The sequence below is a fragment of the Amycolatopsis sp. NPDC054798 genome, from assembly GCF_053611505.1.
Map to the genome: position 1 here is coordinate 1 of NZ_JBSHAM010000128.1, position 18,691 is coordinate 18,691.

The 18,691-nt window shown below is 69.8% G+C and carries 14 protein-coding genes and 1 riboswitch; of the genes, 7 read left to right on the plus strand and 7 right to left on the minus strand.

Annotated elements, in window-relative coordinates:
- Positions 1-224: 224 nt before the first annotated feature.
- Together ACWGIC_RS40755 and ACWGIC_RS40760 are read right to left on the minus strand one after the other, a co-directional pair.
- A complete protein-coding gene (locus tag ACWGIC_RS40755; protein WP_452081300.1) occupies positions 225-1,547 on the minus strand; it encodes a M20 family metallopeptidase in 1,323 nt (440 codons plus the stop codon).
- A 37-nt stretch (positions 1,548-1,584) separates the two neighbouring features.
- Complete coding sequence (locus ACWGIC_RS40760; RefSeq protein WP_452081301.1) at positions 1,585-2,346, minus strand: class I SAM-dependent methyltransferase; 762 nt, start codon at positions 2,344-2,346, stop codon at positions 1,585-1,587.
- Positions 2,347-2,512: 166 nt separating this feature from the next.
- Here ACWGIC_RS40760 and ACWGIC_RS40765 point away from each other — a divergent pair, with 166 nt between their 5' ends.
- The 4 genes from ACWGIC_RS40765 (at position 2,513) to ACWGIC_RS40780 (ending at position 7,162) form a co-directional block, all read left to right on the plus strand.
- The gene (locus tag ACWGIC_RS40765) at positions 2,513-3,439 is read left to right on the plus strand and encodes a DNA-3-methyladenine glycosylase family protein (RefSeq protein WP_452081302.1); all 927 of its coding nucleotides are present in this window, start codon (positions 2,513-2,515) and stop codon (positions 3,437-3,439) included.
- A gap of 208 nt (positions 3,440-3,647) precedes the next feature.
- On the plus strand, positions 3,648-4,364 hold the full coding sequence (locus ACWGIC_RS40770) for a M50 family metallopeptidase (RefSeq protein WP_452081303.1): 717 nt from the start codon (positions 3,648-3,650) through the stop codon (positions 4,362-4,364).
- 426 nt (positions 4,365-4,790) lie between these two features.
- Positions 4,791-6,023, plus strand: a complete 1,233-nt coding sequence (locus tag ACWGIC_RS40775) for an aldehyde dehydrogenase family protein (protein WP_452081304.1) — start codon at positions 4,791-4,793, stop codon at positions 6,021-6,023.
- Between the two features lie 32 nt (positions 6,024-6,055).
- On the plus strand, positions 6,056-7,162 hold the full coding sequence (locus ACWGIC_RS40780) for a dihydrofolate reductase family protein (protein ID WP_452081311.1): 1,107 nt from the start codon (positions 6,056-6,058) through the stop codon (positions 7,160-7,162).
- Positions 7,163-7,240: 78 nt separating this feature from the next.
- Here the strand turns inward: ACWGIC_RS40780 and ACWGIC_RS40785 are convergent, their stop codons facing one another.
- From ACWGIC_RS40785 to ACWGIC_RS40805, 5 genes are all read right to left on the minus strand, one after another.
- Complete coding sequence (locus tag ACWGIC_RS40785; protein ID WP_452081305.1) at positions 7,241-8,458, minus strand: chitinase; 1,218 nt, start codon at positions 8,456-8,458, stop codon at positions 7,241-7,243.
- A gap of 978 nt (positions 8,459-9,436) precedes the next feature.
- Positions 9,437-13,042 carry a cobaltochelatase subunit CobN gene (gene cobN, locus ACWGIC_RS40790; RefSeq protein ID WP_452081312.1) on the minus strand — a complete coding sequence of 1,202 codons (3,606 nt, stop codon included), beginning with the start codon at positions 13,040-13,042 and terminating at the stop codon, positions 9,437-9,439.
- Between the two features lie 52 nt (positions 13,043-13,094).
- A riboswitch (cobalamin riboswitch) is annotated at positions 13,095-13,170 on the minus strand.
- Positions 13,171-13,237: 67 nt separating this feature from the next.
- Positions 13,238-13,483 carry a helix-turn-helix transcriptional regulator gene (locus tag ACWGIC_RS40795; protein ID WP_452081306.1) on the minus strand — a complete coding sequence of 82 codons (246 nt, stop codon included), beginning with the start codon at positions 13,481-13,483 and terminating at the stop codon, positions 13,238-13,240.
- Between the two features lie 6 nt (positions 13,484-13,489).
- Positions 13,490-14,344 carry an ABC transporter permease gene (locus tag ACWGIC_RS40800; RefSeq protein ID WP_452081307.1) on the minus strand — a complete coding sequence of 285 codons (855 nt, stop codon included), beginning with the start codon at positions 14,342-14,344 and terminating at the stop codon, positions 13,490-13,492.
- Complete coding sequence (locus tag ACWGIC_RS40805; protein ID WP_452081308.1) at positions 14,341-15,246, minus strand: ABC transporter ATP-binding protein; 906 nt, start codon at positions 15,244-15,246, stop codon at positions 14,341-14,343. The genes ACWGIC_RS40800 and ACWGIC_RS40805 overlap by 4 nt, the downstream gene beginning before the upstream one ends.
- Positions 15,247-15,342: 96 nt before the next feature.
- Here ACWGIC_RS40805 and ACWGIC_RS40810 point away from each other — a divergent pair, with 96 nt between their 5' ends.
- From ACWGIC_RS40810 to ACWGIC_RS40820, 3 genes are read left to right on the plus strand one after another with little or no spacing between them, the layout of a single operon-like run.
- Positions 15,343-16,467, plus strand: coding sequence for a precorrin-3B synthase (locus ACWGIC_RS40810; RefSeq protein WP_452081309.1), 1,125 nt, complete (start codon positions 15,343-15,345; stop codon positions 16,465-16,467).
- The gene (locus tag ACWGIC_RS40815) at positions 16,464-17,087 is read left to right on the plus strand and encodes a precorrin-8X methylmutase (RefSeq protein WP_037354494.1); all 624 of its coding nucleotides are present in this window, start codon (positions 16,464-16,466) and stop codon (positions 17,085-17,087) included. The genes ACWGIC_RS40810 and ACWGIC_RS40815 overlap by 4 nt, the downstream gene beginning before the upstream one ends.
- Positions 17,084-18,601 carry a precorrin-2 C(20)-methyltransferase gene (locus tag ACWGIC_RS40820; RefSeq protein WP_452081310.1) on the plus strand — a complete coding sequence of 506 codons (1,518 nt, stop codon included), beginning with the start codon at positions 17,084-17,086 and terminating at the stop codon, positions 18,599-18,601. Before ACWGIC_RS40815 ends, ACWGIC_RS40820 begins: the two co-directional genes overlap by 4 nt.
- Positions 18,602-18,691 lie beyond the last annotated feature (90 nt).

Genomic DNA, 18,691 nt, shown 5'->3' on the forward strand with positions numbered 1-18,691 from the left:
CGTGCCGTGCCGTGCCGTGCCGTGCCGTGCCGTGCCGTGCCGTGCCGTGCCGTGCCGTGCCGTGCCGTGCCGTGCCGTGCCGTGCCGTCAGAACACGAGCCCGGCCGGTGCTCGCGCTGCTGCCCTCACAGCCGTCAGTCCCACCCAGCAACCTGGCTCACGCACCTCCTTTCCCGTCGCACGGGCACCGCCATTCACCCTTTCCCGCTCTGTCCCAACACCTCTCAGTCGAAGAAACTCGGCACGTCCAGCGCCCCTCCCGATGCCTCGAACTCGTCGTGCACGGCTTTGCGCAGCTTCGCGTCGGCGAGGTAGTCGGCGGCTGTCAGAGCCAGGCCCAGCGCACCGTCGACGACCGCTCGATCACCCGTCGGCGATCCGGCGGCCTCGGCGAATTCCTTGGTGTGCAACGCGACCGTCGGCTCGGACACGGCGATCATCGGGTGCAGCGCGGGCATCCGGAAGGACAAATTCCCGAGGTCCGTGCTCCCGGTCAGGAACTCCGGCACGATGCCCGGCGGCAGCGGTTTCCGCCCGGTGCCTTGTTGATTGACCGACCATCGGCCGGCCAGCGTGGTGTTGAACCGGATCGGCAGGTATGCCGGCTGCTCGTCCCAGTGCAATTCCACTCCGCAGCCCGTCATTTCCGCTGCGCCGCGGGCGATCGCGGTCATCCGGTCAGCCAGGTCGCGCAGCGTCTCCGGGTTCGCCGACCGGAGATAGAACAAAAGAGCCGCCCGGGCGGGAATCACATTCGGTCGCGCGCCGCCATCGGTGAAGATGCCGTGCACTCGATCGCTCGACGGCAGTTGTTGCCGTAGCGCCGACACTCCTTGATAGGCCGCCACGGCGGCGTCGAGCGCATTGCGGCCCATGAACGGCTGTGCCGAAGCATGTGCGCCGACGCCGTGGAACACCATTTCGAGCTGCCGTCGGCCGAGGAACGGGTGCAGTGCGATGTCGTGGCTGAACGGGTGCAGCATGATCACCGCGTCGACATCGTCAAAAACCCCAGCCCGCGCGAGCGTTTCCTTGCCGCCACCGCCTTCCTCCGCGGGAGTGCCAACCAGCGAGACGCGGCCGCCGAGCCGCTCTGCCACTGCTGCCGCGCCGAGGAACCCGCCAGCTCCGGCAGTGCAGATAACGTTGTGCCCGCAGCCATGCCCCAACCCGGGCAGGGCGTCGTACTCGGACAGCACTGCGATGTGCGGGCCGTCGTTGTCCGGAGTTCCGGTGCGCAACGCGGTGTCCAGCCCGCCGAGCCCGACCGTGACTTCGTGTCCGTGGGCCCGCAGCAACTCGGCGAGTGCGCCGACTGACCGGTGTTCGGCGAACCCTTCTTCCGGATGTGCGTGCAGATCTTGGCTGAGCGCGACGAGTTCGCCGGCTCGGGCGCGCACTTCTTCTTCAACCGCGGCACGGGTTTCCGCGTCGGCTCCGGCGTGGTCGGAGCCGAGCGGTTCGGCGGCGGCCACGGCGTCGGCGGTGGCTTCGATGAGGGAGCGGAGGTGGCTGTCGTCGGGCGGGACAGGTGCGGCGTGGGTCATGCGGGGAATGCTATCGCCGAACCCCGACAGAAATGGATCACCGCACGTCAGAAAGCCGACCGGAGACGAGTTGAGCGACCCCGAAGTACTGCTCGTGCACCTCGTCGAAACCCCGTGCGCGCAAGCTGGCCGCGATCTCTCCGCGGTCGAACATGCGTTGCCCGCTGACAATTCCTCCTGCGGTGTCGGCGATCCGGGCCGGCTGGCAGTCGCGGCGAGCACTCGTGAGCAGGACGATCCGGCCGCCAGGGCGCAGAATCCGGGCGAACGAATCGAGCGCGCGTTCCGGCTCGGCGAACATGTGCAGAGCGGCGAAACAGCAAATAGCGTCCACAGTGGACGAAAGCAGCGGCGGCTCGACCGCGTCAGCGCGAAGGTAAGCCACGTTCGGGGAATCAGTTTCTTCGACTGCGCGCGAAAGCATGCTGCGTGCGCCGTCCAGGCCGATCGCGAGCCCGTCCGGTCCCACCGCGTCCCCGAACGCGCGCGTGAACCGGCCAGTCCCGCACGCGACGTCGAGTACGACCTGGCCTGGCTGCAGTGCGAGCCGTTCGGCGGCCAGCGCGACCTCGTCGGACATGCTCGGGCCGCTGAGGCCCTTGAGGACACGGCCGAGCACTGGCCGCCAATAGCGTTCGTAGACCTGCGGCAGCAGCGCGGTGCGCATGAGCCGTTGAGTGAGCCCGGTGGGCGGGCCGGCCTGGGCCGCGTCGCCGAGCGTGTCGAGGAAGCCGTCGGCCGTCGTGGCCGGTTCGCTGAGCAGATCGGCGAGCCGTTGCTGGGTGCTGTGGTGGGGCACGGGGGTCCTCTCGGTGGGGATACCGGCAGTATGCGGCATTAGTGGCTCACTCGTTCGAGTGAAGATCTGTCCGATCAAGCGTTCGAGGCCCGGCATTGTCGGTGTCTGTTCCTAACGTCGTCCGCATGGTCTCCGACCCGCGGAGACCAGCGAGGAGGACTGACTGATGACCGCACCGATCCTGCGTCCGATCGACCTGCCCACCGGTGAAATCGCCGTGCACGGGGCCTTCGACCTGAGCGCCGCGTCCCAGTGGCTCGCCGGGGCGGGCCCGGCGGGGTCCTTCGCGGCCGAACCGGGCGTGCTGCGGCTGGCGTTCCCGGTGGAAGGGACCTGGACCCACGCCGGGGCCGCGATCCGGCAGAGATCCCCGGGCACGGTCGAAGTCGGCGTGTCCGCGCCGGTGGAAGTCGCCGCGCGAGTGGTCGCGCAGGTGAGCCGGATGCTCTCGCTCGATGTGGACGAATCCGGTTTCGCCGAGGTCGCGAGCCGCGATTCGGTGGTTCGGCGGCTCCAGGCTCGCCACAGTGGAGCGCGGCCGGTGCTGTATTCGTCGCCGTACGAAGCGGCTTGCTGGGCCGTGCTCACCCAAGGGATGAGGGCACAGCAGGCGATGCGGTTGCGCGAACAGCTCGCGGCGCGACACGGGCGCCAGGTCGGCGAGGACGGGCCGTTTTCCTTTCCCGCGCCGCAGGTTCTGGCTGAGCTGGGCGACGAACCGTCGGTGGGGCCGTTCCGGCTCGCTCGCCTTCGAGCCGTCGCCCGGGCAGCGGCCGACGGCCGCCTCGACACCGAGGAGCTGCTAGCGCTGCCGATCCCCGACGCGATGACCCGGCTGTGCGCGATTCCTGGCATCGGAGCGTTCTCCGCGGAGCAGATCTTGCTGCACGGTGCGGGGCATCCCGATCTCTTCCCGCGGCTCGACACCCAGCTTCACCAGATCCTGCGCGCGGAGTACGCATTGCCTCCCGACACGCCGCCGGACGAGCTTGAGCCGCTGGCTGAGGACTGGCGTCCGTATCGGTCATGGGTCGCGCATCTTTTCCGGCTTGATCGGCTGCGGAAGTCGGCATCTGGGGAGGTGGCGGACTGAGCAGTAGGTGAGGAGACGGATCGGCAGGAAGGAGACGTCATGGAGTGAGGCCGCGCCCTATACCGAATCGCGGTCGACGGTTGTCGCCTGGGCACTCACCGGAGCCAAATACGGCCTGTGGTGAGGTGTCCGCGTGAATACGCCCGTACTCGCCGTCTCGACTGTGCTCAGTGCTCGACCGGGTGCCGGAGAAATCTCTGGTGCGGCCATGGCAGCGGGCACTGGGACAGTCGGTGCGGCGCTGGAACAAGCGAACACGCCGAGCGTCATCACGTTGGTCACTGGCGGTATCGCCTTGCTGGTGGTGCTGGCCGGCGGGACGCCGTGGCGGTTCGCCCGCAACGTCATCACGATCGTGCACGAGGCAGGCCACGCCCTGGCCGCGGTGACAGTCGGACGGCGGCTGCGGTCGATCCGGCTGCACTCGGACACCTCCGGGGTCACCGTGTCGCGCGGCAAGCCTGAGGGGCCGGGCATGGCGTTCACGGCCTTGGCCGGGTACATCGCGCCGTCGGTTCTGGGACTGCTGTTCGCGAGCCTGGTCGGGGCGGACCTGATCACCGCGGTGCTCGTGCTCGTCGCGTTGCTGCTGCTGGGCGTGCTGATCATGGTGCGCAACGCCTACGGCGTGTTCACGGTGGTGGGAAGCGCCGTCGTGCTCGGGCTCGTGGCTCTGGTCGCGCCGAAGGTGGTGCAGGCACCGTTCGTGTATCTGCTGACCTGGTTCCTGCTGATCGGCGGTGTCCGGCCGGTGGTGGAGCTTCAGCTCAAACGGCGACGGGGCCAGGCGCGGGACTCCGACGCCGATCAGCTGAGCCGGTTGACCGCCGTGCCCGCAGTGTTGTGGGTGCTGGTTTTCGGCGTCCTCACGGTGAGCTGCGTCATCGCGGGCGGGCTGTGGTTGCTGCAGCCGTTGGCGTTGTGAGGCGGCCGTTGCGGTGCTGGCTTGCGGCTGGTTGACGCGGTGGGGTGGCGGCTCGGTCGCGTGATGTGACGGCGTGGGATCGCTGGGTTGCGCCGGAGTGAGCTGTGGTGCGGCGGCGACGTCTGCGCGTTGGGTTGCTGTGGCGTGGCTAGGTGGGCGGACGTCGTCGCTGCTGAGCTGTGGTGGTGCGGTTGGGCGCAGCGACGGGAATGACGGCGTGGTCGCGGGTTCGTGCGCCCGGGGGGCGGCTTGGGAGTGTCTGGGGCTGCGGTTGAAGCCCGCGGGCAGAGGCACAGCTGTCGTGAGCGGCGGCGTTGTCGAGCAGGAGACTGGGGCGCGAGTGTCCCGAGGGCTGAGCCCGTCGTCTTCCCATGTGGGCGGTACGGCAGACTGGACGTCTGCTGAGCCGCCGGAGGGAGACAGGCGATGGACGAGGTCGCGAAGGCCGTCGAGGAGTGTGCGCGGGCGGCGAAGGCGGCTGCGCCGTCGTTGGCCGCCGCCGGGGACGACGCGGTGGACGCGGCGCTTGTCGGGATGGCGGAGCGGCTCGTCGCGCACCGGGACGAGGTGCTCGAGGCCAACCAGGCCGACGTCGCCAAGGCTACGGCCGACGGGATGAGCGCCGGTCTGCTCGACCGGCTCACCATCACGCCCGAGCGGCTCGACGGGATGGCCGCGCAGCTGCGGCTGCTGGCTGGCGCGCCGCACCAGGAGCGGTCCGTCGAGGTGTCCACGTTGGACGGCGGGCTGCGGTTGGTCGAGCGGCGGCGTCCGGTGGGTGTCATCGGCGCGAACTACGAGGCGCGGCCGAACGTGACGGTCGATGTGGCGTCGCAGTTGGTCAAGTCGCGCAACGGCGGCGTGCTGCGGACCGGATCGGCGGCGTTGGGGTCGGCGCAGCGGCTGCGGGACGTCGTGATCGCGCCTGCGCTCGAGGCCGCGGGGATCAACCCGGACGTCGTGCAGCTGGTCCCGCGTGTGGAGCGGGAGGCGGCGTCGGCGCTGGTCCGGCTGCCGGGGCTCGTGCCGCTCGTCATCCTGCGCGGCAGCGGTGACAGCACGCGCGCGCTTGCGACCGAGGCCGCAGTGCACGGGGTTCGCACGTTGGCGCACGCCGACGGTGGCGGAGTGCTGTACGTCGACGTCGCGGCGGATGCGGACAAGGTCCGCGACCTCGTGTTCTCGAGCCTTGACCGGCTTGGCGTCTGCAACCGGCTGAACCTGCTGCTGATCCACGAGGACGTGCACGACACGGTGTGGCCGCAGATCGAGTCGGCGCTGGCCGAGCGTGGCGTCACGCCCTCGCTCGCGCCGCACGAGCACCCGATCGGCTACGAGTGGGCGCTGGACTCCGAGCGGGAGGCGACCGTCACCGTGGAGAAGGTCGGCGGGCTCGTCGACGCGGTCGAGATCGCGAACGAGCGCACGTCCGGGCTTGCCGCGGGGATCGCGACCGAGAACCCGGCGGCCGCGGAGCAGTTCTTCGACGGCTACACCGGCACCGGCGTGTTCTGGAACGCACCGACCCGGCTGCTGGACGGCTTCAAGCTGCTCGCGGTGCCCGAGACCGGCATCAACCTCGACCGGGTGCCGGGTCCGCGCGGGCCGGTGACCTACACCGACCTGTACGTCCGGCAGTACGCCGTGGTGCCCGCCTGACCTGGCCGGAGCACGATGAGCGGATGGGCACGATGACTGGACGGCCGCACGTCCTGCTGTCCGCGGCGCAATCGCTGGACGGCTATCTCGACGACGCCGGCAGCACCCGTCTGCTCCTGTCCAACGAGGACGACTTCGCGGAGGTCGACCGGCTCCGTGCCGAGGCCGACGCGATCCTCGTCGGCGCGGGCACGGTGCGGGCCGACAACCCGCGGCTTCTCGTGCGCTCCGCTGAACTGCGTCGCGAGCGGGTCGCGGCGGGACGTCCGGAGCAACCGGTCAAAGTGACGGTCACGAGCAGCGGCAAGCTCGATCCGGCGTCGCGGTTCTTCACTGTCGGCGACACCGCGAAGCTCGTCTACGCGCCCGCGGGCAGTGCGGACAGCCTGAGCGAGGTCGCGACGGTGGTCGACGTCGGCAGTCCTCCACGGCTGGAGCGTGTCCTCGATGACCTTGCTGCGCGCGGCATTCAGACGCTCCTCGTCGAGGGCGGCGGAGCGGTGCACACGCAGTTCCTCGACGCCGGGCTCGCTGACGAACTCCGGCTCGCGGTCGCGCCGATCATGGTCGGCGACCCGCGAGCGCCGCGGTTTCTCGGGCCTGGTGCGTTCCCCCGGCCGCTGGAACTGACGGAGGTACGGCGCCTCGGGGACGTCGCTGTGCTGCGATATCGCGCCGCGGCCGAACCGTCGTCGCTGGATCTGCTGCGGTTGCGTCAGGCCATCGAGCTTGCCGACGAATGCCCGCCCAGCTCGACGTTTCGGGTCGGCGCGGTCGTCGGGTTGCCGGACGGGACAGTGCTTGCCACTGGACACTCGGGCGAGGGTGATCCGCGCAATCACGCGGAAGAAGCCGCGCTGGCGAAGCTCGATCCGCACGACCCGCGGCTCGCCGACGCAACCATGTACAGCTCGCTCGAACCGTGCAGCGATCGCGCGTCCCATCCCAAAAGCTGCACGCAGCTGATCCTCGAAACCGCCATCCCACGGGTGGTGATGGCCTGGCGGGAACCCTCGTTGTTCGTCGAGGCCGAAGGGGTCGAACGGCTGGTCGCGGCCGGACGGCGGGTGATCGAGGTCCCGGCGCTGGCGTCGGAGGTCCGCCGGGCGAATACGCATCTGCCCGGCGTTCGGCCCTGATTTCCGGGATATAGCTGACGGATCGGGCGCTGCCGCGCGGATTCCGCGTGGGAGCGCCCCATCGGGAAAACTAGCCGGTCAGCATGTCCCGTTGTCGGTCCAGACGCCCCATTGGCCGGTCGTGCCGGGTTCCTCGCCCTGGGTCCACCATTTGGCGGTCCATTTGTGGCCGTTGTGCGAAACCACGGCGCCGCCGGTGTAGACCTGGGTTTTCTGCCATTCCGATGCCGAACAGGTGCCCGGAGGGTTGGTCGGGCTGGTCGGGCTCGTCGGCGGGGTGGTCTGCGGCGGGGTCGCGCCCGCGAACCGGGTGGTGAACTTCGTGAAGTCCCAGTCGTTTTGCTGGACGTTCGAGCACACGCTGTTGTCGGTCGTCGTCGTGCACTGCCGGTCGCGGTTCACTGCCCAGAACGTGAACCGGCCGAGGTGGTGGCTCGTCGCGTAGTCGTACACGGTCTGGAAATCGGAGACGTTGAAGTATTCCGACGTATCCGATTTCCCGTTCATTCCCGAGAAACCCTCGTGCGCATACGCGGTGGCGCTGTCCCAGCCGAGGTGGCTTTGCAGCAAGCCGTGGAACGCTTCGAGCGCCGACACCTGCGACGCGCCGCCGCCGTTGAAGCCGCCGTCGAACGGCATGATCGAGAAGTTGTTGGGGGAGAAGCCGATCGACTTCGCCTGGTCCAGCAACTGGGTGCCGAACCAGCCGGTTCCGGCCGCGGTTCCCGGCATCGTCACCGAGACGAACAGCCCGGGGTTGTCCGCCTGGAGTTTCTTCGCGGCGCCGAGTTCGTTCGCGATGGCCGCAGTGTCTTCGTACTCGGGTTCTTCGAGGTCGAAGTCGATGGCTTTCAGGTTGTATTTCGTGACGACCTGCTGGTAGGCCGCGGCGGTCGCGTCGGCGGTGCCGCACGTCTGGCCCAGTTTCGTGCCGCCGTAGCCGCCGACCGAAACCGACACGTCGCCGCCGTTGCCGCGGATGCGGTTGATCGCGTCGCCGACGGTCGTGTCCGAGGAAACCGGCGAGGTGCCGTCCCAAGTGGGACTGCATCCGCCGCCCTTGGGCGCGAGGATGAAGGCCAGCTGGAACGCTTTCTGCCCGGTCGCGTTCATGACGGTCACCGGGTCGGGCGGGTTGTTGCTCTGCGGCATGAGGTACGGCGCGGCGGCGTACCAGTTGTTGTCGAGGCCGCTCGACGTTCCGGTCTGCGCGTGGGCGGTCGCGGCCACAACGGCAGCTGCCCCGGCCACGGTAGCGGCGGCGACGAGTGTGGCGGCCAGTCTGCTTCGTTGCATCTGTCCTCCGGCGAGCATGCGGAAAATGATGCGGTAAGCATTGGACTAGACCATTATGAAGTCAAGGTGCAGGCGGATGCTCTCGTCCGCAGGGAGGCTGGTTCGGGAGGTATGCCGGAATCCGGTGCGGCGGGTTCGCCCTTGTGGCGCAACGGTTCCGCGCGAACGGACGCGGACCGCAGGGGCGAGTGGTCCGCTGAGGACAGGGGGAGACAGTGACAGTGCGGTTGGACTGGACGGGGCCGGGCAGGCGGCGAGGGGCGGGTGCTGCGGTGGCTGGCCAGCGGGGGAAGCGCGGACAGGTCCGCGAGTGGTGGCGGGAGCAGTGGTGGTGGCGGGGCTGGGCCGGGAGGGCCTGGAGATAGGGCTCGGAGCACGGCTGCTGGGTGCGGAGTGTGGCAGGGCACGGAGGCGGCCGAGAGCGGGCGCAGCTGAGAGCAGGATTGCCGGGAACGACGGCGGCAAAGAACGGGGGAGCGGCCGGGGGCGGGGGAGGCTGGGCTCGGAAGGCGGCTGGGCGAGTTCCGGTGCGCGCTGGCGAGGTCGGCGCGAGCCGAGGGCGGGGCGGGCTTGGAGCTGCGGTTGACGTTGGGGCGGCTGGACCAAATAACCGGCAGAGGAGCGGCCTCGGCGCCCCGGCCGGTTGGGGCGAGTTCGGGCAAGCGGCGAAATCGACGGGCGAAGAGGGACGACGAAGTGGGCTGAGGCAGAGCAGAGGACCCGTCTGGTTCCGTCAGACGGCAGGAGGACTGACGGCGACCGGTGAACGGAAAGCTCCCAGTAACCGCGCTGGAGGCGGCAGCGCGGGTTGGTCGAGCGGACTCGGCGAGAGACGGACGCGCAGCGATTCGAGAGCCGAGAAAGACGCGCGATCACACCGCCAGAGCAGTGAGGGCCGGGCAAGCGCGATGGCGGCGGCTGAGACGTCCACGGGCGCACTAAACCCTGGGTTGGCCCAAGCCAACCCAGGAACCCGCCTCACTCGTTCTCCAGATCGCCTTCCAGCGTCAAATACACTTCGCGCATCTGAGCCATCAACTCCGGATCCGGTTCTTCCCACAGTCCCCGGTCGGCAGCTTCCGTCAGGCGTTCGATGATCCCCCGCAATGCCCACGGGTTAGCGTCGCGCAGGAATTGCTGGTTTTCCTCGTCCAGCACATACGACTGCGACAGCTTCTCGTACATCCAATCGCCCACGACGCCGGCCGTCGCGTCGAAGCCGAAGAGGTAGTCCACGGTCGCGGCGAGTTCGAACGCGCCCTTGTAACCGTGTCGGCGCATGGCGGACAGCCACCGCGGGTTCACCGCCCTGGCACGGAAAACGCGGGCCGTTTCTTCGCCCAGTGTCCGGGTGCGGACGGCGTCGGGAGTAGTGGAATCGCCGACATAAGAAGCGGGAGCAGAACCGGTCAGGGCGCGGACGGTGGCGATCATTCCGCCGTGGTATTGGAAATAGTCGTCCGAGTCGGCGATGTCGTGTTCGCGGGTGTCAGTGTTCTTCGCGGCCACGACAATGCGTTTGTACGACGTTTCCATGTCCTCGCGAGCGGGACGGCCGTCCAGGTCCCGGCCGTAGGCGAAGCCGCCCCAGACTGCGTAGACCTCGGCCAGGTCCTTGTCGTCGCGCCAGTTTCCGGAGTCCATCAGGGGGAGCAGGCCGGCTCCGTAGGCTCCTGGTTTCGAGCCGAAGATGCGGGTGGTGGCGCGGCGGGTGTCGCCGTGGGCGGCTACGTCCGCCGAGACGTGGGCGCGGACGTAGTTGGACGATTCCGGTTCGTCCAGAGAAGCGGCCAGGCGGACGGCGTCGTCCAGCAGGGTGATGACGTGCGGGAAAGCGTCGCGGAAGAAGCCGCTGATGCGGACTGTCACGTCGATCCGGGGACGGCCCAGTTCGGACAGCGGGATGGGTTCGATGCCGGTCACGCGGCGGGAAGCTTCGTCCCACACCGGCTGGATTCCCAGCAGCGCGAGGACTTCGGCGGCATCGTCGCCGGAGGTGCGCATGGCGGAGGTGCCCCAGACCGAGAGGCCGACGGACCGCGGCCAGTCGCCGGTGTCTTCGCGGTAGCGGCGGAGCAGGGAGTCCGCGAGCGCCTGGCCGGTTTCCCAGGCGAGGCGGCTGGGGATGGCTTTCGGGTCGACGGTGTAGAAGTTCCGGCCAGTCGGGAGGACGTTGACCAGGCCGCGCAGAGGGGAACCGCTGGGGCCGGCGGGGATGTAGCCGCCGTCCAAGGCGTGGAGTACCGCGTCTACTTCCGACGAGGTGCCGGCCAAGCGGGGGACGATTTCGGTGGCGGCGAAGGTCAGGACGCGGGCGACTTCGGAGTCGAGAGAGCCCAGGACTTCGGTGACGACCGAGGAAACCGAAGCGGGAGACCAGGAGTGGGTCTCCATGGCGGAGACCAGCGTGCGGGCGGTGGTTTCGATGGCGTCCACTTCGGACAGTGGGGCGTCTGAGTTTTCCTTCAGGCCGAGAGCGGAGCGGAGGCCGGGGACGGCGCCTTGTTTGCCGCCCCACATTTGCTGGGCTCGAAGCATCGCCAGGACCAGGTTGACGCGGGCCTCGCCGGTCGGGGCCTCGCCCAGGATGTGCAGGCCGTCGCGGATCTGGGCGTCCTTGACCTCGCACAGCCAGCCGTCGATGTGCAGCAGGAAGTCGTCGAATTCGGCGTCGTGCGGACGTTCCTCGACGCCGAGGTCGTGGTCGAGTTTCGCGGCCTGGATGAGAGTCCAGATCTGGGCGCGGATCGCCGGGAGTTTCGCCGGGTCCATGGCGGCGATGTTGGCGTGTTCGTCCAGCAACTGTTCCAGGCGGGCCAGGTCGCCATAAGACTCGGCGCGGGCCATAGGCGGGACCAGGTGGTCCACGATGGTCGCGTGCGCGCGGCGTTTCGCTTGCGCGCCTTCGCCGGGGTCGTTGATCAGGAACGGGTACACCAAAGGCAGATTGCCCAGGACGGCGTCGGGGGCGCAGGCGGCGGAAAGTCCTGCGGTCTTGCCGGGAAGCCATTCCAGCGAGCCGTGCTTGCCGAGGTGCACGACGGCGTGTGCGCCGAATTCCTCTTCCAGCCAGCGGTAGGCGGCGAGGTAATGGTGGCTCGGCGGCAGGTCCGGGTTGTGGTAGATCGCGACCGGGTTTTCGCCGAAACCGCGCGGCGGCTGGATCATCAGCACGACGTTGCCGGACTGCAGCGACGCCAGGACGATGTCGCCCTCGGGGTTCGCCGACGTGTCGACATACAGCGAACCCGGAGCCGGGCCCCAGTGTTCTTCCATCGCTTCTTGCAACTCGACCGGCAAGGAAGCGAACCACGAGCGGTAGCGGGCGGCGGGAACGCGGATCGGGTTGCCGGACAACTGTTCTTCGGTGAGCCATTCGGGATCCTGGCCGCCCGCGGCGATCAGGGCGTGGATCAGGGCGTCGCCGTCGGGCTGGTCGGTGCCGGTCGGGTTGACACCGGGGAAGGCGTCGGGGCCGAGGTCGTAGCCGCGGTCGCGCATCAGGCGCAGCAGCTTGATCGCCGAAGCGGGAGTGTCGAGGCCGACCGCGTTGCCGACGCGCGAATGCTTCGTCGGGTACGCGGACAGCATCAGGGCGATCCGGCGGGAAGCCGGCGGGGTGTGGCGGAGCCGGGCGTGCGCGAGGGCGATGCGGGCGACGCGGGAGGCTCGTTCGGCGTCGGCGACGTAGCGGGGGAGGCCGTCGTCGTCGAATTCCTTGAAGGAGAACGGGACCGTGATGATCCGGCCGTCGAATTCCGGTACCGCCATCTGGTTGCCCGCGTCGAGCGGGGACAGGCCGTCGTCGCTGGCGGACCAGGTTTCGCGGTCGCTGGTCAGGCACAGCGCCTGCAGCACCGGCACGTCCAGCGCGGCCATTTCCGCGACGTCCCACGATTCGTCGTCCCCGCCCGCTCCGGCTTCCGACGGACGGGTGCCGCCCGCGGCGAGGACGGTGACCAGCAGGGCGTCGACCTTGCCCAGTTCGGCCATCATCTCCGGCGCGCGCGTGCGCAGGGACGCGGTGTGGATCGGCAACGCGCGGCCGCCGGCGGACTCGACCGCGTCGGCAAGAGCGTGCACGAAACCGGTGTTCCCGGACAGGTGGTGCGCGCGGTAGTACAGGATCCCGATGACCGGTCCATCACCCGCCGGAGCCGGTCGCGAAAGCACGCCCCACGAGGGCAATTCGGCGGGCGGTTCGAAGCCTTCGCCGGTGAGCAGCAGGGTGTCGGACAGGAACCGGTGCAGCTGCGTGAGGTTTTCCGGACCGCCCTGCGCGAGGTACAGATGCGCTTGCGCGGCGATCCCGGCCGGGGTGGTGGAGAGCTTCATCAGCTCCGCGTCCGGCGTCTGCTCGCCGCCGAGCACGATCACGTGCGCGCCGGACGCGCGCAGCGTGTCCAGTCCTTCTTGCCAGGTCCGCGGCGTGCCGAGAATCCGGACGACGACGATCGACGCGCCTTCCAGCAGCCCGGGGAGATCCTGCAGCGGGAGCCGGGAGGGGTTGCCGAGGCGGTAGTCCGCGCCGCTGGCCCGGGCGCTGAGCAGGTCGGTGTCCGAAGTGGACAGCAGCAGGATCACGGCGTTCCTCACTCGGGGTGTCCGCGCCCCGGGTCGTCGGGCACGCCGGCGGGAGTTCCTGGCTCCCGGCGGCCGCGGGGCCGCCGGTCACAGTGGCGGGACCGCCCCGGATTTCCACCGGGTTCCTCCGCGTGCCGACGCGTGTGCGCTCTTACTCTCGCGGGGCGCACCGGCGCCGTCAAGGTGAGCAGACCCTCACGAGACCCGCGGCCGGCTTTCGTCCCCGATCCGCGGGAAGGGCTCGGTGGAGAAGAGCACCTCCACCGCGACCTCGAAGAACTCCGCGATCCGCAACGCCAGGAAAAGGCTCGGGCTGTACTCGCCGCGCTCCAGGTACCCGATGGTCTGGTAGTGCACGCCGAGCGCGTCCGCGAGCTGCCGCCGCGAGATGCCGCGTTCGGCGCGCAGCACCGCGATGCGGTTGTAGACGTTCTCGCTCACCGCGCCTCACACACGCTGAAGTGCCCTTTCCCGTCGAGCCGCCACCGACGACCCCGATTCGCGCCGGGCCATCCGCTTCAGCAGGATCGGGGCCAGCACCAATCCGATCACGGCCCACGCGAGCAGCACGCCGAGGGTCGCCCACGGCCGCCAGGACTGCCCGATCTCGACGACGACCGCCTGGTCCGGCAGCAGCGCCGAGCGCATGCCGAGGCCGAGCCAGTACATCGGGAACACCTGCGCGACGTCCTGCAGCCAGACCGGCAGCGCGGTGATCGGGTAGAAGATCCCGGAGATCGCGCCGAGCCCGAGCATCGGCAGCATGACCAGGGCCAGCATCCGCGAGTCCTGGATCAGCGAGCCGATCGCCGCGCCGATCGGCATGGTCGCGACCAGCCCGACGGCGAGCACCCACAGCAGGTTCAGGATCGAGAAGAACCCGTCCGGGGCGAGCCCGTCGAACAGGAACAGCGACGGCACCAGCATCGCGACGATGCTCGCGACCTGCACCAGCGAGAACGTCGTGACCTTGCCGATGAGATAGCCGAACATCCCGTTCGGCGTCGCTTTCGCCCGCAGCAGCGTGCCGTCCTCGCGGTCGACGATCAGCGCACTGGCGACGCTGGACAGGCCGTTGAACACGATGCCCGCGCCGATCACGCTCGGCACCGTCGCGGTGCCCAGCGAGAACGAGGTGCCCGGCAGCTGCGCGCCGCGCATGAAGAACAGCGTCCCGAAGATCATCGCCAGCCAGACGAGCTGGCCGATCAGGTCCTCGCGGTTCGTCCACTGCTGGCGGAATTCGATGAACCCGCGGCGGAGCCCCACCCGCGCCGCGGTCCGCTGCGCCGTCGCCGTCATCGCGCACCTGCCGAGGTCAGCCCGGTCTCCGCGCGCTGCACGAGCGTCAGGTAGGTCTCCTCCAGCGACGCGCGCCGGACCTCCAGGTCGGCGACCGCTTCGCCGTGCTGCTTGAACAGTTCGTACACGTACTTCGTCGCTTCCGTGGTCGAGTGCACGAACCGCTGTCCGTCGAGCGTCCAGCGCACCTCGGCCTCGCCCGCGATCTGGCGGCTGAGCTGGTCCGGCGAACCGTCGGCGACGATGTGGCCGCCGCTCAGGATCAGGATCCGGTCGGCGAGCTTTTCGGCCTCGTCGAGGTCGTGCGTGGTGAGCAGGATCGTGGTGGCGTCGTCGGCGAGCCGGTGCACGAGTTCGTGGAAATCGCGCCGCGCCTGCGGGTCGAACCCGGCGGTGGGCTCGTCGAGGAACAGCAGTTCGGGACGGCCGACGATGCCGATCGCCACGTCCAGCCTGCGCCGCTGCCCGCCGGACAGCATCCGGATCTTCTTGCTCGCGTGCTCGGCGAGCCCGACCGCCTCGATCAGCTCGTCGGTGTCCCACGGGCGGCGGATCCGGTCGGTGGAATACGGCGCGTAGTACGACCCGAGCAGGTCGAGCAGCTCGCGCACGCGCCATTTGCCGTGGTCGCGCCAGGACTGGAGGACGACCCCCAGCCGCGCCCTCCAATCCTCGCCCCCGCGCGCCGGGTCGGTGCCCAGCACGGACACCTCGCCCGCGGACCGCATGCGGAACCCCTCGAGGATTTCGATCGTCGTGGTCTTGCCCGCGCCGTTCGGCCCGAGCAGGCACAGCACCTCGCCGCGGTGCGCGGTGAACGACGTGCCGTGCAGCACGTCGTTCGCGCCGTAGCGCATGCGTAAGCCTTCAACGCGGAGCACGGTGTCCGCTTGATCTCTCATTGGATGACCCCCATCCTGCCTGTGCGATGGAATGTAGCAGATGTACTACATCTGATCGCAAGCCTTTTAACTCGGCCGCGAGTTAAAGTGAGCGCCATGTCCAGCCCTGCCCGCGTGCGCGCCGACGCCTGCCCCGGAGTCTTCGCGACGCACGACGCGGCGGACGGGCCGCTCGCCAGGGTCCGGCTTCCCGGCGGCGTGGTGACCGCGGACCGGTTGCGGGCGTTGGCGGCCTGCGCGGAAGACCTCGGCGACGGCGATGTCCATCTGACCTCGCGGGCGAACGTCCAGCTGCGCGGCGTCCGTAGGCCGGGCTTGGCGGGACGGCTGTCCGAAGCCGGGTTGTTGCCGTCGACCAGTCACGAACGCGTACGGAACGTGCTGGCCTCGCCGTTGAGCGGGGTGCGCGGCGGGCTCGCGGACGTCCGGGGGCTTTCCGCGACGCTGGACCGCGCGTTGTGCGCGCGGCCGGAGCTCGCGGAGCTGCCGGGGCGGTTCCTGTTCGGTTTTGACGACGGCCGCGGCGACGTCGTGGGCACGGACGTGTGCTGGCGCGCGGTCGGTCCGACGACCGGTGCGGTGCTGCTGGCTGGAGCCGATTCCGGCTGGCTCGTGTCGCGCGACGAGGCGGTGTCCGCGCTGCTCACGGTGGCGGAAACGTTTGCGCGCACGCGAGGTTCGGCGTGGCGGATCGGGGAACTGGCCGATCCTTCGGCGTTGCTGCCGGACGGTCCGCGGGAAGTTCCGCAGGAGCGCCTGACACGAATCGACCCGACTGTGGGCCGGATCCGGCGCGACGACGGTGGCGAGGCGGTGGGTGTTGCGCCCCGCTTCGGCCAGCTGACCGCTGCCCAGTTGCGCACGCTCGCCGACTTCGGTGACGCCGTCGTCACGCCGTGGCGTTCGGTGCTGCTTCCCGGCGGCGCGGACGTCGAACGCCTGCACGCGGCGGGGCTGTCGACTGACCCGGCGACGGCGGAGCTTAGCGCCTGCATCGGCGCGCCGGGGTGTGCGAAGTCTCTCGCCGACGTCCGCGCCGACGCGGCGACACTGGTCGCGGACGGGGAACGGGTGCACGTTTCGGGCTGTGCACGGCGGTGCGGGCGGCCGTCCGGCGCCCACCGCGACGTTGTCGCCGAACCCGGCGGCTACCGTGTCGACGGACGCTGGACGACGGCGTCCGAGTTGGCGGATGCGTTGGCGAGAAAGGGACCTTCGTGATCGACTACCTGCGGGACGGGGCCGAGATCTACCGGCACTCGTTCGCCACGATCCGCGAAGAGGCGGATTTGGCGATCCTGCCCGACGACGTCGCCGGCGTCGCGGTGCGGATGATCCACTCCTGCGGCATGGTCGACCTGGTCGACGACCTGCGCTACTCGCTCGACGTGGTCGAGGCGGGCCGTGCCGCGCTGGAGGCGGGCGCGCCGATCCTGTGCGACGCGAAGATGATCGCCAGCGGCATCACGCGCAAACGGCTGCCCGCGGCGAACGACGTCGTGTGCACTTTGGACGACCCGAGCGTGCCCGGGCTCGCCGAACGGCTGGGCACCACGCGGTCGGCCGCCGCGCTGGAGCTGTGGCGCGACCGGCTGCCCGGTTCCGTGGTGGCCATCGGCAACGCGCCGACCGCACTGTTCCGGTTGCTGGAGCTGCTCGACGAGGGCGTCGGCGCACCGGCCGCGATCATCGGTGTGCCAGTCGGTTTCGTCGGTGCCGCTGAGTCCAAAGTGGAGCTGGCGAAGCGCGCGCCCGCGCCGTATCTGGTCGTGCACGGCCGTCGCGGCGGCAGTGCGATGGCCGTCGGCGCCGTGAACGCGATTGCGAGCGCGGTCGAATGACGGGGCGGCTGTACGGCGTCGGGCTCGGCCCCGGTGACCCGGAATTGATGACGGTCAAAGCGGCGCGGCTGATCGGCGAGGCGGACGTCATCGCCTACCACAGCGCACGGCACGGGCGCAGCATCGCGCGATCGGTGGCTGAGCCGTACCTGCGCGAGGGACAGCTGGAAGAGCGGCTGGTCTACCCGGTCACCACCGAGACCACCGACCATCCCGGCGGTTACGAGGGCGCGATCGCCGATTTCTACGAGCTGAGCGCGAAAAAACTCGCCGAGCACCTCGACGCCGGGCGCGACGTGGTGCTGCTGTGCGAGGGCGATCCGTTCTTCTACGGCTCCTACATGTACATGCACGAGCGGCTCGCCGGGCGGTTCGAGGCCGAGGTGGTGCCCGGCGTGACGTCGGTGAGCGCGGCGTCGTCGGTGCTCGGCCGTCCGCTGGTGCAGCGCGACGAAGTGCTCACCGTGTTGCCGGGAACGTTGCCAGCGCCCGAATTGGCACGGCGGCTGGCGGACACCGAAGCGGCGGCGGTGCTGAAGTTGGGCCGTACCTTCGGTTCTGTCCGGGAAGCGCTCGCGGAGGCGGGCAAGCTCGACGACGCCTGGTACGTCGAGCGCGCCACCTGGGGACAGCAGCGGGTGGAGCCGTTCGCGGACGTCGACCCGGATTCGGTGCCGTATTTTTCCTTGGCGCTGCTGCCCAGCCCGGCTTACCAGTCGCGTGTGGACGGTGAGCCCGCGGTTCCGGCGGTTCCGTCGGCCCCGGCGGAAGGCGGCGAGGTTGTGGTTGTCGGGCTCGGTCCGGCCGGGCCGGAATGGCTGACGCCGGAAGCGTCGGCGGAACTGGCGGCGGCGGACCACATCGTCGGTTACGGCCCTTATGTCGCGCGGGTTCCGCAGCGGGCGGGACAGCAGCGGCACGCGTCGGGGAACCGGGTCGAAGCGGACCGCGCGGTCGAGGCGTTGCAGCTGGCCGCGACCGGTGCGCGGGTGGCCGTGGTGTCGTCCGGGGACCCGGGTGTGTTCGCGATGGCTTCGGCGGTGCTGGAACAGGTTTCGGCCGGGAACGGCGCGGGCGCGCGGGTGCGGATCGTGCCCGGGGTGACGGCGGCGCAGGCGGCCGCGTCCCGGGTCGGCGCGCCGCTGGGACACGACTATTGCGTGCTGTCCCTTTCGGACCGGTTGAAGCCGTGGGAGATCATCGAGCGCCGGCTGGACGCTGCCGGTGCGGCGGATTTGGTGCTGGCGCTGTACAACCCGGCTTCGCGGACTCGGGTGGCGCAGCTGGCGAACGCGCGGGAAGTCCTGCTGCGGCACCGGGATCCGGGGACGCCGGTGGTGGTCGCCCGGGATGTCGGCGGGCCGGAGGAGGACGTCCGGGTCACGACCTTGGGCGAGCTGGATCCGTCTGCCGTGGACATGCGGTGCCTGCTCATCGTGGGTTCTTCGCGCACGGTGGTGGAGGAAGGGCCGGACGGGCGGGCGGTCGTGTGGACGCCGCGGAGTTATTCCTGAGGCGAGTCTCGTGAGCGGCGATGCGCGTTTTATAAGGGCTAGCCGGGGCCGTGGGCCGTGCCGCGGGGGTGGGTTTCGGTGGGGGGCGCG